Source organism: Streptomyces sp. 8N706, from assembly GCF_052245415.1.
Taxonomy (GTDB): domain Bacteria; phylum Actinomycetota; class Actinomycetes; order Streptomycetales; family Streptomycetaceae; genus Streptomyces.
This window is the reverse complement of the sequence record NZ_JBQQBW010000037.1, coordinates 35,103-51,002: the sequence shown is the minus strand read 5'-3', so window position 1 is coordinate 51,002 and position 15,900 is coordinate 35,103. Positions and strand designations below refer to the sequence as shown.

Annotated in this window: 19 protein-coding genes and 1 pseudogene; 4 read left to right on the top strand and 16 right to left on the bottom strand. The window is 70.6% G+C overall.

The annotated features are described in order from the left end of the window. The first annotated feature begins 47 nt into the window (after positions 1 to 47). Entirely contained in the window at positions 48 to 1,883 is a 1,836-nt protein-coding gene (locus ACTWQE_RS16505) for a zeta toxin family protein (protein ID WP_443329696.1), read from the top strand. Here the strand turns inward: ACTWQE_RS16505 and ACTWQE_RS16500 are convergent. Continuing rightward, positions 1,847 to 2,122, bottom strand: a complete 276-nt coding sequence (locus ACTWQE_RS16500; RefSeq protein ID WP_443329695.1) for a hypothetical protein — start codon at positions 2,120 to 2,122, stop codon at positions 1,847 to 1,849. The genes ACTWQE_RS16505 and ACTWQE_RS16500 overlap by 37 nt on opposite strands. A gap of 205 nt (positions 2,123 to 2,327) precedes the next feature. Here ACTWQE_RS16500 and ACTWQE_RS16495 point away from each other — a divergent pair, with 205 nt between their 5' ends. Continuing rightward, positions 2,328 to 5,015, top strand: a complete 2,688-nt coding sequence (locus tag ACTWQE_RS16495; RefSeq protein ID WP_443329694.1) for an ATP/GTP-binding protein — start codon at positions 2,328 to 2,330, stop codon at positions 5,013 to 5,015. Positions 5,016 to 5,092: 77 nt separating this feature from the next. Here the strand turns inward: ACTWQE_RS16495 and ACTWQE_RS16490 are convergent, their stop codons facing one another. The 3 genes from ACTWQE_RS16490 to ACTWQE_RS16480 form a co-directional block, all read right to left on the bottom strand. Next, positions 5,093 to 5,467, bottom strand: coding sequence for a PIN domain-containing protein (locus tag ACTWQE_RS16490; protein WP_443329693.1), 375 nt, complete (start codon positions 5,465 to 5,467; stop codon positions 5,093 to 5,095). Further along, positions 5,464 to 5,718, bottom strand: coding sequence for a hypothetical protein (locus tag ACTWQE_RS16485; RefSeq protein ID WP_069936223.1), 255 nt, complete (start codon positions 5,716 to 5,718; stop codon positions 5,464 to 5,466). Before ACTWQE_RS16485 ends, ACTWQE_RS16490 begins: the two co-directional genes overlap by 4 nt. A gap of 240 nt (positions 5,719 to 5,958) precedes the next feature. Next, entirely contained in the window at positions 5,959 to 6,120 is a 162-nt protein-coding gene (locus ACTWQE_RS16480) for a hypothetical protein (RefSeq protein WP_443329692.1), read from the bottom strand. Between the two features lie 454 nt (positions 6,121 to 6,574). Between ACTWQE_RS16480 and ACTWQE_RS16475 the strand changes: the two are divergent. Continuing rightward, positions 6,575 to 7,980, top strand: a pseudogene (locus ACTWQE_RS16475) (IS1380 family transposase). 884 nt (positions 7,981 to 8,864) lie between these two features. Here the strand turns inward: ACTWQE_RS16475 and ACTWQE_RS16470 are convergent. From ACTWQE_RS16470 to ACTWQE_RS16440, 7 genes are all read right to left on the bottom strand, one after another. Next, positions 8,865 to 9,554, bottom strand: coding sequence for a hypothetical protein (locus ACTWQE_RS16470; RefSeq protein WP_443329691.1), 690 nt, complete (start codon positions 9,552 to 9,554; stop codon positions 8,865 to 8,867). 40 nt (positions 9,555 to 9,594) lie between these two features. Then, the gene (locus ACTWQE_RS16465; protein ID WP_443329690.1) at positions 9,595 to 9,807 is read right to left on the bottom strand and encodes a hypothetical protein; all 213 of its coding nucleotides are present in this window, start codon (positions 9,805 to 9,807) and stop codon (positions 9,595 to 9,597) included. Between the two features lie 463 nt (positions 9,808 to 10,270). Next, the gene (locus ACTWQE_RS16460) at positions 10,271 to 11,089 is read right to left on the bottom strand and encodes a hypothetical protein (RefSeq protein WP_443329689.1); all 819 of its coding nucleotides are present in this window, start codon (positions 11,087 to 11,089) and stop codon (positions 10,271 to 10,273) included. Then, on the bottom strand, positions 11,086 to 11,394 hold the full coding sequence (locus ACTWQE_RS16455) for a hypothetical protein (protein ID WP_443329688.1): 309 nt from the start codon (positions 11,392 to 11,394) through the stop codon (positions 11,086 to 11,088). Before ACTWQE_RS16455 ends, ACTWQE_RS16460 begins: the two co-directional genes overlap by 4 nt. A gap of 78 nt (positions 11,395 to 11,472) precedes the next feature. Next, positions 11,473 to 12,162: a hypothetical protein gene (locus ACTWQE_RS16450; protein ID WP_443329687.1), complete on the bottom strand. Its 690-nt coding sequence runs from the start codon at positions 12,160 to 12,162 to the stop codon at positions 11,473 to 11,475. A gap of 82 nt (positions 12,163 to 12,244) precedes the next feature. Next, on the bottom strand, positions 12,245 to 13,381 hold the full coding sequence (dnaN, locus tag ACTWQE_RS16445) for a DNA polymerase III subunit beta (RefSeq protein WP_443329686.1): 1,137 nt from the start codon (positions 13,379 to 13,381) through the stop codon (positions 12,245 to 12,247). A 19-nt stretch (positions 13,382 to 13,400) separates the two neighbouring features. Then, a complete protein-coding gene (locus ACTWQE_RS16440) occupies positions 13,401 to 13,643 on the bottom strand; it encodes a hypothetical protein (protein ID WP_443329685.1) in 243 nt (80 codons plus the stop codon). Positions 13,644 to 13,689: 46 nt separating this feature from the next. On the opposite strand from ACTWQE_RS16440, the gene ACTWQE_RS16435 reads away from it, so the two are divergent. Beyond that, complete coding sequence (locus tag ACTWQE_RS16435; RefSeq protein ID WP_443329684.1) at positions 13,690 to 13,935, top strand: hypothetical protein; 246 nt, start codon at positions 13,690 to 13,692, stop codon at positions 13,933 to 13,935. A gap of 43 nt (positions 13,936 to 13,978) precedes the next feature. Here ACTWQE_RS16435 and ACTWQE_RS16430 read toward each other — a convergent pair whose 3' ends face one another. Genes ACTWQE_RS16430 through ACTWQE_RS16410 form a run of 5 tightly spaced genes read right to left on the bottom strand, consistent with a single transcriptional unit; the run spans position 13,979 to position 15,819 of the window. After that, entirely contained in the window at positions 13,979 to 14,569 is a 591-nt protein-coding gene (locus tag ACTWQE_RS16430) for an Lsr2 family DNA-binding protein (protein ID WP_443329683.1), read from the bottom strand. Next, positions 14,566 to 14,847 (bottom strand): WhiB family transcriptional regulator, encoded by a 282-nt coding sequence (locus ACTWQE_RS16425; protein WP_443329682.1) that lies wholly within the window; start codon positions 14,845 to 14,847, stop codon positions 14,566 to 14,568. The genes ACTWQE_RS16430 and ACTWQE_RS16425 overlap by 4 nt, the downstream gene beginning before the upstream one ends. Further along, the gene (locus ACTWQE_RS16420) at positions 14,844 to 15,053 is read right to left on the bottom strand and encodes a hypothetical protein (protein WP_443329681.1); all 210 of its coding nucleotides are present in this window, start codon (positions 15,051 to 15,053) and stop codon (positions 14,844 to 14,846) included. The genes ACTWQE_RS16425 and ACTWQE_RS16420 overlap by 4 nt, the downstream gene beginning before the upstream one ends. Then, on the bottom strand, positions 15,050 to 15,538 hold the full coding sequence (locus ACTWQE_RS16415) for a hypothetical protein (RefSeq protein WP_443329680.1): 489 nt from the start codon (positions 15,536 to 15,538) through the stop codon (positions 15,050 to 15,052). Before ACTWQE_RS16415 ends, ACTWQE_RS16420 begins: the two co-directional genes overlap by 4 nt. Further along, positions 15,535 to 15,819, bottom strand: coding sequence for a hypothetical protein (locus ACTWQE_RS16410; protein ID WP_443329679.1), 285 nt, complete (start codon positions 15,817 to 15,819; stop codon positions 15,535 to 15,537). The genes ACTWQE_RS16415 and ACTWQE_RS16410 overlap by 4 nt, the downstream gene beginning before the upstream one ends. Positions 15,820 to 15,900: the final 81 nt, after the last annotated feature.

Sequence of the window (15,900 nt, the reverse complement as noted above, 5' to 3'; positions counted from 1 at the left end):
AAGTTGCAGATCAACTAGGAGACGCTCGTGGCCGCCCAGGAGAACCGGTGAGAGATAGGGACGTCGTATCGGTCACGCTGTCCGACGACGAAAGCCGCGAGGTTCTGACCCGGGTGATCCTTCCGGCGTGGACGAAAGGCGCTGCCCGCCAGGACCGGCCGGTTGTCGTGATCGTCGGCGGCCAGCCGGGCGCGGGGAAGACCCAAGTCGCTGACCTCGTACAGGCGGTGCTGGACCGTCGCGGCGGCGCGGTGCGGATCGGCAGTGACCTGTACAAGGCCGCGCACCAGCACTACACCGAACTCCTGGCTCTCGATGTCCGCACGGCCGGAGTCAAGGTCCGGCCGGACACGCGCCGCTGGCAGGCTGCCGTCGAGGAGTACGTCCGCGTTCACGGATTCGACGCAGTGGTTGAGTCGGCCCTGGCCGATCCCGCCGAGTTCCGTACGTCCGCTGCCGCGTACCGGCAGGCCGGCTCCCGGGTCGAGGTGGTCGCGCTCGCGACCCCGCAGGCGCTGAGCCAGCTCGGGATCCTGGACCGCTTCCTGACCGAGGCGATCAGTGGAGCGGGCGGGCGGTACGTGTCGTGGGAGAATCATGACTCCTGCGCGAAGGAGATGTTGACGACGCTGGCGGTCATCGAGGCCGAGCAGCTGGCCGACCGCATCACCGTCGTACGGCGAGACGGCGCCGTCCTGTACGACAACGAGCTGATCGACGGGGCGTGGCGGCGTCGGCCGGCAGCCGAGAACGCGGTGACGTACGAGTGGAGGCGGCCGTGGAGCGCCCGGGAGACGGAGGTCTTCCGTCGTGATCTGGCCCGTACCGACCAGCGCCTGCACCGCGATCTGGCCGACGAGGACGGGCGCCTTGCGGTCCAGAGGGACGCCGAGCGCGCCGCCGCGCTCGCCGAGCCGGTCCGGCGGATCGCTCAGCCGCGCCGGACGGCGCCGGGCGTGGACTACCACCGGCTGTCCGCCGAGGAACACCGCTGGGTCTTCGACGAGCTGATCGCACCGTCATACCTGAACAACATCGTCGGCCGGGATGACCCGCGGGCCGTGTATGTGCTGGGGCAGCCCGGGGCCGGCAAGCTGCTGGCTGCCAGGATGGTCCGTCGTGCGATGAGGCCGGGATCGACCCACCTGGTCGGCGACGACTTCAAGATCTCGCACCCGGACTACCTGCGACTCCTGAAGGAGGACCCCCGAAACGCCGGCGCCGCGATCCGGGCCGACTACCGTGCCTGGTTCGCCGGGGCCGAGGCGTACGTACGCCTTCGGCGCGGCGACATGCTCATCGAGGGTGCGCCGGGCAGCACGGACGAGTTCCTCTCCAGCGCGCTGCCGCTTGCGAGCGACCGCTACGGCATCGAGCTGGTGGTCCTGGCCGTCCGGGAGGCGGACAGCCTGCTGTCGACGGCGCTGCGCTACGCCCGCTCCCTGGAGATCGGCGGCTATGGCCGGTTCACCTCCCGGGCCGGGCACGACCAGTGCTACCGCGCGCTGGCCGATGTCGTCGAGCTCGCTGAGCGGCATCCGGCGATTGCGGCCGTGACGGTGATCCGGCGGGACGGGCAGGCGCTGCTGCGCCACGAGGCCGGCGGAGCCGGGCGCGCGTCGTGGGCGCTGGCCGCAGAACGGCTCCGGCCGTACACCGAGCAGGAGGCCGCGGCGTTCCTCCGGCTCCACCAGGCGCTGCGCCGTGCTCTGCCGCGGCACCGTGCGGAGCTGGATGAGATCGCCGCGCTCGCCCGCCCGCTGATGCCCGTGCGGGTGCAGCCGGCCCGGATCGACTGGCCGCATCCGCACGTCGGGCCCCTGCCCGTACTGCGCAGGGCGTCGGCTTACGACTCGTTGAGCTCCTTCAGTCGGGCGGCGTAGACGGCGGCGATCCGGGCCGCCTCCTCTGGGTCGGCGGTCGCCAGCTGCGCTTGGTCGGCTAGCGCGGCCTGCCGGGCCTGCTTGAGCTCCTCGATCCGTTCCTCGTCGGGCACGGGGGCTCTGCGTTCGGCGGCGATCCGGGTGTTGTACCAGAGCACCACGTCCCGGACGATGCCCGCGGCCTGCTGCTCGTCACCGCCTTCCAGGCCGGAGAAGTCGGGGATATCGGGGTCGGACACGGCGACCACCCTCCTGATTTGATCTTGAAAGGGAACTCGCCATTGTCCTACCGGCGTCTCTCATAGGACAGCGTGGCCGCCGCGGCGGCCACGCGAAGGGCGGGAAGCCGCGCTGTGCCGCGCCGACGAGTCAGGGAATGCTGTCTCCGAAGGGCCCGCCGGGGGGCGTAGGTTGGGGCCGGTTGATCATCTAGCGGGGGTTGGCGTGGCGGGACGAGATCTGCGAGCGCTGTTCAGCAGCAACGACCGGGGCATGGCCACGGCGGAGGCGTTCACCAACCGCCAGGTGCAGTGGGAGTTGATCGCGGCTGCGCTCGCCGAGCACCTGCGGCACACCGCCGACCGGGGCTTCGACGTCGAGGACCTCGAAGCGCCGCGCAATAACGTGATCGTGTTCCACGGGGTCGGCGGCATCGGCAAGACCACGCTCTCCCGCAAGCTCGAGACTGCGCTTGCTGGCGCCGAGCACCGGCCCGCCCAGTGGGGCGAACCCACCTGGAGCGGCGAGCGGATCCTGCCCGTGCGCATCGATCTGGCTCGCTCTGCTAATACGGATTTCGAGCAGTTCGTGCTGATGATTCGGGCCGCGCTCGCTGGACTCGGCCGACCGCTGCCGGCCTTCGACGTGGCCCTGCGCCGCTACTGGGAGCAGCAGCACCCGGGGGAGTCGCTGGAGGAGTACCTGCGCCGCGGCGGGCTGGTCGGCCGGTTCGGTAATGCGATGCCGCAGCAGATGCAGGGCGCTCTGGCGGACGTCGCCCAGGCACTGCTGCTACCGGGCAGCGTTGGCACGGCGGTTGGTGCGGTGGCCGGCTCCCTCACGAGGGCGCTGCGGGAGCGGCGGCAGACTGTCCGCGCGCTCTCCGGGTGTGCGAGGCTCGCCGATCTGCTGGAGGCCGAGCCCGATCTGGAGGCGCTGTCCTTCTATCCGCACCTGCTGGCGTGGGAGCTGGCCCAGCTCCCTGCGGACAAGCGCGTGACGCCGGTGATCCTGCTGGACACTTTCGAGGACGTCGGGGACCGGACGCACCGTGACCTGGAGCGCCTCATCCAGCGGGTGGTGTGGCTGATGCCCAACGCGTTCTTCATCGTCACCGGCCGCTCCCGGCTGCAGTGGGCCGAGCCTGCGTTGCAGGGCCAGCTCGACTACACCGGACCGGCGGCCTGGCCCGGTTTGGCCGCCTCCGCCGTCGTGCCGACCGCCCGTACTGCGGCGACCGGGGCCGCGTGGAGCGGCGGTCGGCAGGTGCTGGTTGGGGACTTCTCCTCCGAGGACTGCGACGACTACCTCGCCCGCCGGCTCGCCCGCGACGGCCAGCCCCTCATCAACGCTGAGATCCGCCAGGTCATCACCGGCCGCTCCCACGGCCTGCCCCTCTACCTCGATCTGTCCGTGATGCGATTTCTTGAGATCCGACGGACCGGCCGGGAGCCGGTCCCGGCCGACTTCGACCATGACTTCGGTGCCCTGATCGCCCGGACCCTGTCCGACCTCACTCCCGAGGAGCGGCACGTGCTGCGCTCGGTCGCCCTGCTGGACGCCTTCGACCTCGCTCTGGCGACCCGGGCCGCGGGCATGCTGCACGAAGCGTCCGCGATGCGGCTGATCGAGCGGCCCTTCGTTCGCGAAAACGCCGTCGGGCTGTGGCCCTACCACTTGCACGGCCTGATCCGCTCCACCGTGCGCAACGCCGACGACCAGGCTGACGACCGCTGGTCACCGCGCGACTGGCACCAGGCCGCCGAACGTGCCCTCGCCGCACTCGGCGAGCAGTGGAGCACGGGGACCGGGCGGGACCGGATGCTGCTCATCAGCTGCCTGCGCCAGGGCCTGATCCTCGCCCGCGACTTCCGGCTCGGCCTGGGGTGGCTCGCGGAGGCGGCGTGGAGCTACGTGGGCGACTCCGTGTGGGAGCCGATCGCCCCTCCCTCCAGGCGTGATTCGTCTGGGCGGGAGCTTGAGACGGCCGCCGATGCTCTGGTGGAGATGCTCAGCGCGCTCGCCCGCCGGCAGCACGAGCACCGGGAACGCACCGCCGACCGGCTGGCCACGGTCGCCAGCACCAGGCTGCTTCCCGCCGATCTGCACGAGATGGCCGCCTATTACCTGGCCAAGGCACAGCGCGACCTCGGGCGTACCGAGGACTCCCGCTTGGGCATGCAGCGCGTCATTGCCGGGGGCGGCCCGCTGGCTTCGGCCGCCAGGCGTGGGCTTGCCCACCTCAGCCGCCTCGTCGGCGACTTTCCCGCCGCCATCGAAGCTGCTCAGACCCTCGGGTGGGACGGGCGACACCACCGGGTCCTGGCGGAAGTGTGGTGGGTGCAGGGTGAAATGGCACGGGCGGCTGCCGCCTATCAAGCAGGCCGCATTGAAGCGGAGGAGCATTCGATAGCCGGTGAGGCGGCCACCGCTCAGTCGATGCGCAGCCTTGCTCTCGCGTTCATCGATCCGGGCCGGGCCGACGACGAACTTCAACTTGCAGAACAACTCCTGTCAGGTGTCAACATTCGCGCGTCGCGCATCAACGCCCAGATCGCCGCGCTCGTACGCGACGCCGGCGAGCCCGCGGATTGGGAAGACCGCGCTGCGCACCTGCGCACCGAGATCAGCATTGCTGGCCTTACATCCGCGGAAACCACCCTCGAGCTGGCCGTGTGCTTCCACCACGCTGTCCGAGGCGCAGACGACGAACTGGCGGCAGTCATTACGCGACTGCGCGACCTAACCCAGTCCGGCAACTATGCCTACTACGTCGACCTCGCCCACTTCATGGCCGGTCTCACCCTCGCAGTGCCCTCACGGGCACGGTGGCTGGACGGCGAACAGCTCACCCGCAGCCGCTGGCGGGCGCTGGTCACTGCACGGCGCGCGTACCTGCGCGGCACACGCTGAAGGGCACCGCAGACCGGTGGCCGTTTCACCTGAAACGGCCACCGTGTATTCGAGCGCGTGAGGTCTGAAGGCGATGCTCAGGTGGGATTCAGCGGGGTGATGCCCGTTCCCGCGTACAGCTCGGGCTCAAGTGACAAAACCGTGAGCGGCTCACCCGCCTTGACCGCCTGCCAGGCGATCGCCGCCGCGTGAGCCACTGGCCAGTCCACGTTTCTCCAGTCCATCGCATCGACGGCGTGCGCCGTGCTGAAGGGGACGCTCTCCGCAAAGCGCAGCGACGCGGCGTGCTTGCCCGCTCCTGCAACCTGACGCTCGGCAGCAAGGACGGACAGCGACGGGACCATTACGCGACCGGTGCCGCGGGAGGCTTCGATGTACAGGCCGGTGAAGAACGGGTCCGCCTGATAGAGGGCGGTCAAAGCGGTGTGGTCCAGAACGGCCGCCAGATTCATGCGGCGGCGCTGCCCTGATGAGCGCGGATCTTCGCCCAGGCGTCTTGGCCTGCCTGCTCGACCTGCTCGGTGTACTCGATGCCGAGCTCGGAAGCAGCCTCGAGGGCACGCTGCTCCCGCTCGGCAGCCGTGAGCTCGCGGGTAGCGAGCTCCTCCAGCAGCTCCGTGATGGTGGTACCGCGCTCGTCGGCCAGGGCGCGCAGTCGGTCACGCACCTTTTCGCTGGTCTTGATGCTCGTCGGCTTACTCATGCCATCGATTCTACCGCCGGTAGAACACATCCGTCCGTCCCTCGCGCTCCTTAGTAGCGCGGCGGTAGCGATCGCTGACGGTTGTCGAGACATTGGTCGAGGAGGGAGCGCCTTCGGGCTGCCTGGCGGGCTGGCTTAGGGATGGGGCACCGGCCCCGCCGGTGCCCAGCGGTGAGGGACCAAGCCGATGCCCGGCCTCCGATCCGGAGGCCGGGCATCGTGGAAGTGACGGGACTGCGGTCAGCTCTCCTCGAACCGGGCGGTGGCACAGGACGGGCACAGGTGGACGTGGTCGGTGACCTCCGGGTACAGGGCTTCGGTGAACGGGTCCTTCATCGCCTTTACGTCCGGCTTCTGCTCACCGCCGCCGCAGCGCGGGAGCAGCGGGAGCAGCGGCGCCATGCTCTCTCCAGTGCGCGGCGGATGCGGTCGCCGGTGCTGTCCTCGGCATGGGCCTGGGCCTCGTCGGCCCCGTGCTCCTATCTCGGACACCGGCCGCCAAGTACGGCGTCGACATGAGCCCTCTGCCGACGTTGATTCCCGACACGGGTTGTCGACACTGCCGACCTAGGGTTTCACCATGGACGATTAGTGTCGGCAGACCCTCGTTTCTCAGCACTTCGGGGAGCGGCATTCCACTGGGCGAGTGTCGCCAGGGCGCTGACCTGCGGAGGAACCTCTACCCCACCGATTGCCGATCGCCGGAATGCCCAGCCCCGGCGGTTTCCGGACTAGCCTGCGCGTTTCACTTGCTGCGGTGTCCGGATCTTGATCGGGAAAGCAAAAGTGCCTTCTGAGCTGGGAAGATGAGGCTTGTCTAGGGCTTCTATCACCACAGCAGGAAGGCACTTTCTGCGTGCACACTACCCGGTCGCGTCCCCGGCTCGTCGTGTCGGCCGACGGTCACGGGGTGGTGAGCCACGCCGGATCCCGCCTGCTGGCTGATCTCGCCGATGTCACTAACCTGACCAGCGCCTTCGCAGACGCGCTGCGTCGACTGCGACCGCGTGGTACCGGGCACGACCCCGGCCGGATCGCGGTCGATCTGGCGGTCATGCTCGCCGACGGCGGCGAGGCGATAGCGGACCTGGCCGTGCTGCGTGACCAGAAACGGAGGTGTTCGGCCCCGTCGCCTCCGCTCCGACCGCCTGGCGACTGCTGGCCGGCATCGACTCAGCCGCACTCGCCCGCCTGCGCTCGGCCAGGGCCGCCGCCCGGGAGGTCGCCTGGCTGCAGGCCGCCGAGACCGGGATAGGGATCCCGGCAGCCCGCGCTGGAGGGTGCGACCTGCCGGGCCTGGTCCTGGACCTCGACGCCACGCTGATCACCTGCCACTCGGACAAGGAGCACGCAGCCGCCACCTACAAGCGCGGATTCGGCTACCACCCGCTGCTGTGCTTCCTGGACAACACCGGCGAAGCCCTGGCCTGACAGCTACGGCCGGGCAACGCCGGCGCCAACACCGCCGCCGACCACATCACCGTCCTCGATGCCGCGCTCGCCCAGATCCCCGACGCCCACCGCCACGGCACCGACATCCTCATCCGCACCGACAGCGCCGGAGGCGCGAAGGCATTCCTGCACCACATACGCACCCTGCGTGACCGGGGCATCCACGCCTCCTTCACCGTCGGACACCCCGTCACCGAACCAGTACGCCGCGCGATCCGAGCCCTGCCCGACCACCTCTGGCATCCCGCGCTGGAACAGGACGGCTCCTTGCGCGAGGGGGCCGAGGTCGCCGAGCTGACCGGCGCGGTCGACCTTGACGGCTACCCCGACGGCACCCGCATCCTGGTGCGGCGCGAGCGTCCGCATCCCGGCGCCCAGCTCTCCCTGTTCGACCTCGACGAAGGCATGCGCCACCAGGTCTTCCTCACCGACACCGCCTACGGCGAGGGATCCGTGCAGCAGCTGGAGGTCCGTCACCGTGCACACGCCCGCGTCGAGGACCGCATCCGCTGCGGTAAATCCACCGGCTTCGGCCGTTTCCCCTCCCGTCACTTCCCGATCAACGCCGCCTGGCTCGAACTGGCTCTGACCGGCATCGACCTGCTCGCCTGGACCCAAACCCTCCTACTGGAGGGCGAGTTGGCCACCGCCGAGCCGAAGAAGCTCCGCTACCGGCTGCTGCACGCCGCCGCCCGCATCACCCGCGGAGGCCGCCGCCTCCGCCTGCGGATCGCCGCGACCTGGCCCTGGCGTCACGAACTGACCAGCGCATTCACCCGGCTCGCGGCCCTGCCCCGACCAGCCACCTGAACCGCGACAAACCCTGCCCACCCACAACCCGAGGAACCCCTGGAGCACCCGACCCCAGCGTCGGGCCACAGCCCTGCCCGCACGGCGACCAGCCACCGAAATCACGGATCCACCAGCTCAGCCACCCCAAGCGAAACAGGGAGGCTAGGGCCCGATGAGCCAGCAATGGGCGTTCAACAAGGGGGCACAGGAACCGGAAGGGATACGTCCGCCGGTTCGAGGTAGAGCTGGCGGCAGCGAGGAGAAAAAATTTTGCCCGCATGCTCCCCGCAAGTTCATAGGCGGACAGCGTGCACTGCGTGTGATTCGTGAGAACACCCCTACCTCGACCTTCGAATGGGGGTTTTTTTCTCAAATCTACCGGACACAAGGAGCGGCCTAGGCCATAACTCCCTTAGAAAACAAGGTATTCTGAGCGTGCTTCGCCGATCCTCCCGAACTGAGCGGTACGGGCCGCCAGTTCACAGACCCCCGGGACCAAACCACCAGGTGCCGGACCGGGAGGGGAAAGTGAGGTGGTGCTGATGAGCGCCCCATGGGACAAGCGGGGCAGGGACGACTGGCCCGAGCCGGATAAGTGGCAGGTCTTCCTGGCGGCAGCGAGTCTGCTGGTGGCGATCATCGCCCTGGTGAGGTAGTTCGCTCAGCGAAAGTTGAGTGCTCACCCCGAAAGCGCGGTCGACGGGCTGCTGCACATGCAGCGAGCCCGGTCGCTTGATGCTCGACCGGGCTCGGTAACTGCATGAGGCCTGGCTCTGGGGCTGCAACCCGGGGCCGGGCCTTCTTGCGTTCGGGTGGCTGCAGGCAGTCGCTCCGCACGCTTCGACTCTTAAGGCTCTACCGGGACCCAGCGGGCCGGTCAAGCTTTATGTGTCGGGGCAAGGCTACCCCCTTCCGACATGCTTTAGGGGACTGGGCTCCGTTCCGCTCCGCGGAACAGAGTTCGTCGTCTGGGAGGTCAGACGTCCGCGCGCAGCCGGACCACCCGCGGGATGACGGCAGTGCCGGGTGGTGCCCTCTTCGACTTCGGCGACCAGGCCGGGCCGCACCCGGGTGTACTGCGTCTCACCGATCCGGGTCTGGGCGGGCTCGGCCAGGGCCGGCAGCACGGGGGCGAGCTGCTGGCGCAGCGCGGTGGAGAGTGACGCCGTAACGACGGGGCGGTCCGGGCGGCCGGTGAAGCCGACCACCGCCACGTCGGATGTCTCGGTGTGGCGCAGCTTGGGCCAGATGTGCTGCTCGCGGCGCGGGTAGCTCTGGGTGAGTCGCTTGATGACGAGCCCTTCTGTGCCGGCGGCTTCGGGTAGCAGGTCGTGCCACAGCTGGGCTTCGTCGGAGTCGCGGGTCAGGAGGGCTGGCTGCAGCGGCGAGTCTACGTGGGCGAGTACCTGCTCCAGCAGCGAGCGGCGGGCCGCTCGTAGGGAAGGCTGGGGACGTTGCTGCGAGTGGCCGTTCTTTACGCCGTAAAACCCAGGAGAGCAGCGGGGCCGCCGCAGCCTCGCCGTGGCGCGGCCGGTTCCCAGGCTCTGCGCTGGATCCGGCCGGGCCACCTTCGAGCCGCGACGGGCGTCCACCGCGCGACGTGCCGGTTGCTTGTTCCCCCCGGCTGGCAGGTCACCTCCTCTTGATGGCGATGGCCCCGCAGGCTGCCAGGACGGCCGCCACGGATCCGCCGGCCTGGATGGGCGCTGCGAGCTTCGGATGCTGATAGCTGAGGTAGACCGTGCCTGCCACGATCACCAGGCCGACGAGGAGGGTAAGCAGCAGCAGGTAGAGACGCACGTCCTGGTGCTGGTCGTCGCGCGGGGTGTTGGGGTCGGTAGCCATGGGTTCCTTCACTTCGGATCGGGGCATGCCCGGGCGGCATGCGGTGGCGGAGCATGGACTGCTCCCGTCCCTTGCGTCGCGGGGTGGGAGCGAGACAGTAGGAGGCGCCGGTTTTCTTCGCTGAGGCGCGGTCAGCATGGTGGCGGGGGTGGGGGTTAGTGGCGCAAGCCGCGACGACGCCCGTCACTCCGGTCAGCACTAAGGCCCCATTCAAGGGCTGTGGCCTGCGGTTTCGCGGCCGACGGCTCTTGGATAGGGCCTGTCTCGCTGATAGGTGCGGGGGCTGGCTTCTCTCGTCTCCTCCTTTGTTGTCTCGTCTCCTCCTTGTTATGGGGTGGTGGCGCCCGTATGTGACGCTCGGAGGTCGCCAACTGGGCTCCGAGCCATGAGGCTCGGTGCCGGGTGCGCCGACGGGCACGGCCAGCGCGAGGAGGCGCTGGCCGTGCCCGATGGAGTGCTGCGGTTACTGGTCTCCGTCCGGGCCGTGGCGCAGGTAGTCGTAGATGTGGCAGGCCTTGCCCCAGAGCTCGGCGGCGCGGTCGTGGCCTTCCTGGGCGACGAGGCGGGCGTAGAGGTCGGGGAAGTTGCAGCCGGTGCCGTCGCCGCCCTGGTCGTCGTCCATGACTTCGGCGAGCGCGTACGGGTCGGCGTCCACGCGCGGCGCCAGGTGGTCGACCTCGGGGCGGTAGTCATCGACGTCGAACGTGGTTCCTTCGACGTGCTGCGTGTTGTACGTCTGGCCACGCAGGCCGGCAGCCATCTGCTCGGCGTGGTGCTCCTTTTCGTAGGGGCCGATGCGGACCGGGTCGAGGCCGGGCCGGGTGAGGACGACGGCGTATCCGAGCGGGTCGGTGTAGCGGATCGGCCGGCCGAGTTCGCGGGCGAAGGCGATCTCGGCGCGGGTGGAGTCGCCGATGTAGCCGCCGGGGTTGACGACCAGGACCTCGTCGGCGGCGCGGATCTTCCACCGGTGGAGGTCGTCCAGCTGCTGCTTGAGTTCTTCGGCGCGCTGCGGGTGGCTCCACAGCGGGTGCGGCTTCTTCATGTCGCAGCCGGGGGCGAGGACGATGCGGCCGGCGGCGGTCTCGCGGAAGTTGGTCTCGGCGAGCTCGTCCCAGAAGCGGGTGGAGCCGCACAGGCAGACGACGGTGGGTCGGCCTGACGGGTACTGGACCGGCAGCGAGCGCAGGACAGCGGCCGCGGTGGCGCCGTCGGAGATCTGGCTGGTGTGGGTGTGGAGGGCGGCGGCGTACTTGTCGCGGAGCTGCTGCTCGTAGGTCATGACGGGTCGGTTCCTTCGCGCTGGGCGGGGCGGTGGACGGGGAGGTCGAAGAGGGGGATGTTGGTGCGCTCGAGCTCGAGGCGTTCCACGAACGCGGTGCCGCGGGCCTTGGCGCATTCGGGGCACAGGTGCCGGGTGGTGGCGATCCAGCCTTCGGCGGTCATGCGCCGGGCCCAGGCCGCATCCAGCTGGGGGGTGGGCAGGGTGAGTTCATAATCGCTGTCCTCGTCGGGGCCCTGGACGTAGTAGGTGGCGCCGCAGCTGTCGCAGCCCACGACGTAGACGGTGCGGGGCAGAAGGGTCATCGGTTTCTCTCCGGACGGGCCGGGCGGGCCGGTTGTGGGCGGGCCGGCCCGGCGGTCGCCGACAGGGCGAGGGCTCTGTCAGAAGGGGGGTTCGTCGCTGTAGTCGCCGGCCGCGCTGCTCCAGGGGCCGTCGGGGTGGTGGCCCGGGGTGGGCTCGTACGCGGGGTCGGGCGTGTAGGCGCTGCAGAGGGTGTACTCGCTGCGCTCGGCGTCGTACTGCTTGCCGGTGCCGTGGCATCCGGTGCAGTCGGCGGCGTGCGGGTCGTCGTCCTCGCCGCGCAGGCAGGTGACGGGTTCGGCGTGGACGGGGATGCCGTCGTGCTGCCAGATGACAGGCTCGATGGCCCAGCCCGATCCCTGGCAGCCGCCGGGGCAGTTCGGTGGGTGCGGGTCGTCGTGCTCGGTGTGCTGCTGGTACTGGCCGCGCAGCCAGGTGCGCGCGGCTGCGGCCGGCAGCGGCATCAGCCAGTCGGCGCGGCGCAGGGCGTTGGCGGCGGCCGCGGCCTGGGCGGCGTGGTGAGTGTCGGGCGGGTCGGCGAGGGCGACGAGATCGGCGATGACGGCGCGCAGCAGCAGCGTGGTGCGTTTGCGGTCGGCGATGTAGTCGGGGTGGAAGGCCTCGGTGGCGCCGCGGACGGTGGCGTAGCGGGTCCAGAACTCTGCCTGCACCAGTTCGGTCAGCAGCCGCGGGATGGAGGGTGCGGGGTCGTAGGCGGGGTGGGTGGTCGGGGCCGTGTCGGTGGTCGGGGTGTGGTCGGTGATGGTCACGCTGGTCCTTCGTCTCGGTGTGGGTGGGAGGCCCGGGGCGGCCGGCTGAGCTTGGCGACCTGGCGGCCGCCCCGGGGCGGTGTCAGCTGGAGAGCCGGATCGGCATGAGCAGGTAGTTGAGCGCGTCGTCGCCCAGGTCGCTGCCGTCCTTGGTGGCGCCGGTGATCAGGGCGGGCTTGGTCGGGCCGACGATGGAGAACTTGATGGCGTCGGCGTCGCTGGCGCCCAGGCCGTCCAGCAGGAAGGCGGGGTTGAAGGCGATCGTGAGCGGGGCGCCGGTCTCGGTGTCGAAGGCGGCGTCGATCCGGTCGCGGGCCTGTGCGTCGTCGCTGCTGCCGGCGCTCAGTGACAGTGCGCCCTGGCCGAAGTGGAGCTGGACGGGCTGGCCGCGCTCGGCGACGAGGGCGACGCGCTTGACGGCTGCGGTCAGTTCCTCGCTGTCGACGAGGGCGGTGGCTTCGAACTCGGTGGGCCACAGGTTCTTGTACGCGGGCAGCTGGCCTTCCAGGGTGCGCATCGTGGTGCTGCGTGAGGGGCCGGCCATGCCGAAGACGCCCTGGCTGGTGGGGAGAGCGAGCTCGACCTGCTCGGCGTCGGCGAGCATCTTGGCGGAGTCGAGCAGGGCTTTGGCGGGGATGACTGTCTGGCCCTCGGCGATGTCGGTGGTGGACGTCCAGTCGATGGTGCGGACGGCGAAGCGGTAGCGGTCGGTGGCCGCGAGGGTGAGCTTGCCGTCGGCGACGGTGAGGTGGATGCCGGTCAGGATCGGGAGGGTGTCGTCGCGGCCGGCGGCGACGGCGACCTGAGCGGCGGCGTGGGCGAGGTCGCGGCCGGCGGCGGTGCCGGAGGCCTCACCGAGCTTGGGCAGGCTCGGGTATTCCTCCAGCGGCAGGGTGTGCAGGGTGTAGCGGGTGCTGCCGGAGGTCAGGACGAGCCGGGGGCCGACGAGTTCGAGGTCGATCGGGCTCTTGCCCTTGACCGTGCGGGTGATGTCGGTCAGCAGGCGGCCGGGGACCAGGACGCTGCCGGCCTTCGTGATGTCGGCGGCCAGGCCGGCCTGAGCGGACACCTCGTAGTCGAAGGCGGCGACGGTCAGCTCTCCGGCGGCGGCCTCCAGCTTGAGGCCGGCGAGGACAGGGACGGGAGGCCGGGCGGGCAGGGCGCGGGCTGCGTCGGCGACGGCGGCGGCGAACGGGGCGTATTCGAGGCGGAGCTTCATGGGTGTGGGTGTCCTTATCTCAGGCGGAGACAGCGGCGGAGGCGGGCTTGGTGAGGTGGCTGCGCAGGTGGGTGTCGCGGACGTACTCCAGCGCGGCCTTCGTGGGGCTCTGCTCGGTCCAGGGGCAGGCTGAGCAGGTGGCGCGGTAGGCGCTCCGGCCCGTGCAGCCGACTTCCTTGGGCTTGCCGGTGGTGGTGACCTTGTGGGTGCAGACGGTCCCGTCGGCGTGGACGGGCTTGATGGTGGCGGTGATGCGGGCCATCAGGGGTGGACCTCCGTGGTCTGGTCGTGGTCTCGGTGCGGTCGGAGTGGGTGAAGAAGGGCAGCGGCTCGCCGCACACGGACTCGGGGGCGGCCGGGAGGGCGGGCGGCAGGACCGGCTCGGTCGGCACAGCCAGGTCGCCGACCGCTTCGAGGGCGAGCTGCCCGGCGGCGGCCAGGTCGGCGGCGCGGGTGAGCGCGGCGGTGACGCGGTGGTGGGCCCGGTCGTGGTGGAGGTGGCAGCCGGCGCAGCCGCCGGTACGGAGCAGGGTGACCCCGCCCCGTACCGGTGAGCGGCTGGCCGCCGTCCGCGTCGGCGGATAAGGCGGCCATCGGTTACCCGGCCTGGCGCTGTGCGGGGACGGCCGCCTTGCCGTCCCGGTTGTTCCAGGCGTCCATGACGTCCTTGGAGATGGAGCCGACCTGCGAGACGGCCATTCCCTGGGCGCGGGCCCAGGCCCGGACCTCGTCACGTCGGCGCTTGTCGTCCAGCGACTGACCGCTGGCGCTGGCGGCCGGCTTCGTCGCCTTGCCGCCGTTCTTCAGGCGCCGCAGCTTGGCCTGGGCCTTGGTCAGGGTCTGGGTCGCCTCGGCGACTTCCTTCTCGGCCGCCTCGATCGCGGAGGCGTCGCGCTTCAGCTGCTGCAGCTCGGTCAGGCCGGCGCGGGTGCGGGCCGCCAGGTTGCGGAGGCGAGCGGTGTGGCTGTTCTCTCCCCAGGCCAGGGCGGCCAGAGCGAGCGCCAGCTGCGGGTCGACGTCCGGGATCGGGGCGGCTCCGGCCTTGGCGTGGGCCCGGGTCAGTCCCTTGGTCTCGGCGATGGCGGCGATCTCGCCCACGGTCACGTCGGGCAGCTGCGCGCGGATGTCGTCGGCGGTGGCGCCGTTGTTCAGCATGTCGACGATGGCAGCACGGTAGGCCTCGTTCACTTCGGCTCCTTCGGGGCTGTGGTGGTGAATTCGCGGCGCAGCTGGGAGCGCCGGGTGCGGGTGGTGCCGGCCCAGATGGCGTCGCCGGCGGCGGTCGGGTGGTCGATGGCCCAGGCCAGGCAGGCCTCGCGCGTGGCGAGGGGGCAGCGGCGGCAGGCCAGTTGAGCAGCGGCTCGGTCGGTGGAGTCGTCGCTGGTCCACCAGTCGGGGTCGAAGTTCGGGGCCTGGCAGGGCTCGGCGCCGGTGAACCGGGGGAAGGGGGCGAGGCGGCCGCTCACGAGGTGGTTCCGATCGGGCGGACGACGTGCATGTCGCCGTCGCGGTCGGCGTGGGTGTGGGCGCCGTCGCCGGGCTCGGCGGCCAGGTGGTCGGCGATGCGGGTGTTGTCGTGCCTGTTGGCGGAGACGGTCTGAAGCACGGCGGCCGGGCGGCCGGCGCACTGGCGGCAGGCGGTCACGCTCGGGCGGGGCGGGGCGGTGGTCATGACTTCCGCTCCCCCTGCGGCCGGACGTTGTCGATGCCGCCCACGGTCGGCAGCAGCAGTTCGAACGGCTCCCAGGCCTCGAGCCGGTACATCTCCAGCACCTCGACCGGCAGCTCGGCGCCGAGGGAGTGGTCGTTGTACGGGAGTAGTTCCGGGACGACGTTGGCGTGTTCGCCGTCGTCGGTGTCGTCGGCAGCCTGGTCGATGTCGACGAAGGTGACGAAGACGCCGGTGTGGGTGCGCTCCAGGACGTACAGCTGCCGGGCGGGGGCTTCTTCGGGGTCGACGTCGTCGCGGCGGACCCACATCTGGCGGGTGGCGGCGAGGACGGCCGGGGCGCCGGCGTCGGCCGCGTCGGTGATCCGCTGGTAGGCGTCGGCGCGGTCGATCTGCTCGCGGTCGATGAGGTCCTGGACGGCGGCGGTGAGGTGGTCGCCCAGGGCCTGGGCGCCGATGAGGTCGGTGAGGGACTTCAGTGTGTTCATGCCAGGGCCGCCTTCCGGGAGTTGCGGGGGCGGGGGGTGTGGGCGTCGACGGCGGCCAGGAGCCGCTGGAGGGCGGAGCCGCGCCGGGTGCTGCGGAGGGTGGCGGGCATGCCGCAGTTCCAGCAGTCGGCCTCTTCACCGCTCCAGGCGACGAAGCACTGCTCGCGCTCGCAGACGGACTCCGCGGTGGTGTTCAGGCGGGGGCTGCGGCGGGCGATGGCGCGCATGATGGCGGCGGTGGTGCCCTGCTGACGCTGCGGTCGGACGGTCGGGGCGTGCATGATGGGGTTTCTCCTTCTCCGCTGCTGCGGGGTGAGGGGGCCCGGGGCGGCCGGCGGTTTCTCAGGCCTTGTGCGGCCGCC

Coding starts and splice junctions, on each gene's coding strand:
- ACTWQE_RS16410 (WP_443329679.1), bottom strand. CDS start 15,819: ATGCACGCCCCGACCGTCCGACCGCAGCGTCAGCAGGGCACCACCGCC.
- ACTWQE_RS16490 (WP_443329693.1), bottom strand. CDS start 5,467: ATGAATCTGGCGGCCGTTCTGGACCACACCGCTTTGACCGCCCTCTAT.
- ACTWQE_RS16420 (WP_443329681.1), bottom strand. CDS start 15,053: ATGACCACCGCCCCGCCCCGCCCGAGCGTGACCGCCTGCCGCCAGTGC.
- ACTWQE_RS16485 (WP_069936223.1), bottom strand. CDS start 5,718: ATGAGTAAGCCGACGAGCATCAAGACCAGCGAAAAGGTGCGTGACCGA.
- ACTWQE_RS16440 (WP_443329685.1), bottom strand. CDS start 13,643: ATGGCCCGCATCACCGCCACCATCAAGCCCGTCCACGCCGACGGGACC.
- ACTWQE_RS16460 (WP_443329689.1), bottom strand. CDS start 11,089: ATGACCTACGAGCAGCAGCTCCGCGACAAGTACGCCGCCGCCCTCCAC.
- ACTWQE_RS16480 (WP_443329692.1), bottom strand. CDS start 6,120: ATGGCGCCGCTGCTCCCGCTGCTCCCGCGCTGCGGCGGCGGTGAGCAG.
- ACTWQE_RS16415 (WP_443329680.1), bottom strand. CDS start 15,538: ATGAACACACTGAAGTCCCTCACCGACCTCATCGGCGCCCAGGCCCTG.
- dnaN (WP_443329686.1), bottom strand. CDS start 13,381: ATGAAGCTCCGCCTCGAATACGCCCCGTTCGCCGCCGCCGTCGCCGAC.
- ACTWQE_RS16455 (WP_443329688.1), bottom strand. CDS start 11,394: ATGACCCTTCTGCCCCGCACCGTCTACGTCGTGGGCTGCGACAGCTGC.
- ACTWQE_RS16465 (WP_443329690.1), bottom strand. CDS start 9,807: ATGGCTACCGACCCCAACACCCCGCGCGACGACCAGCACCAGGACGTG.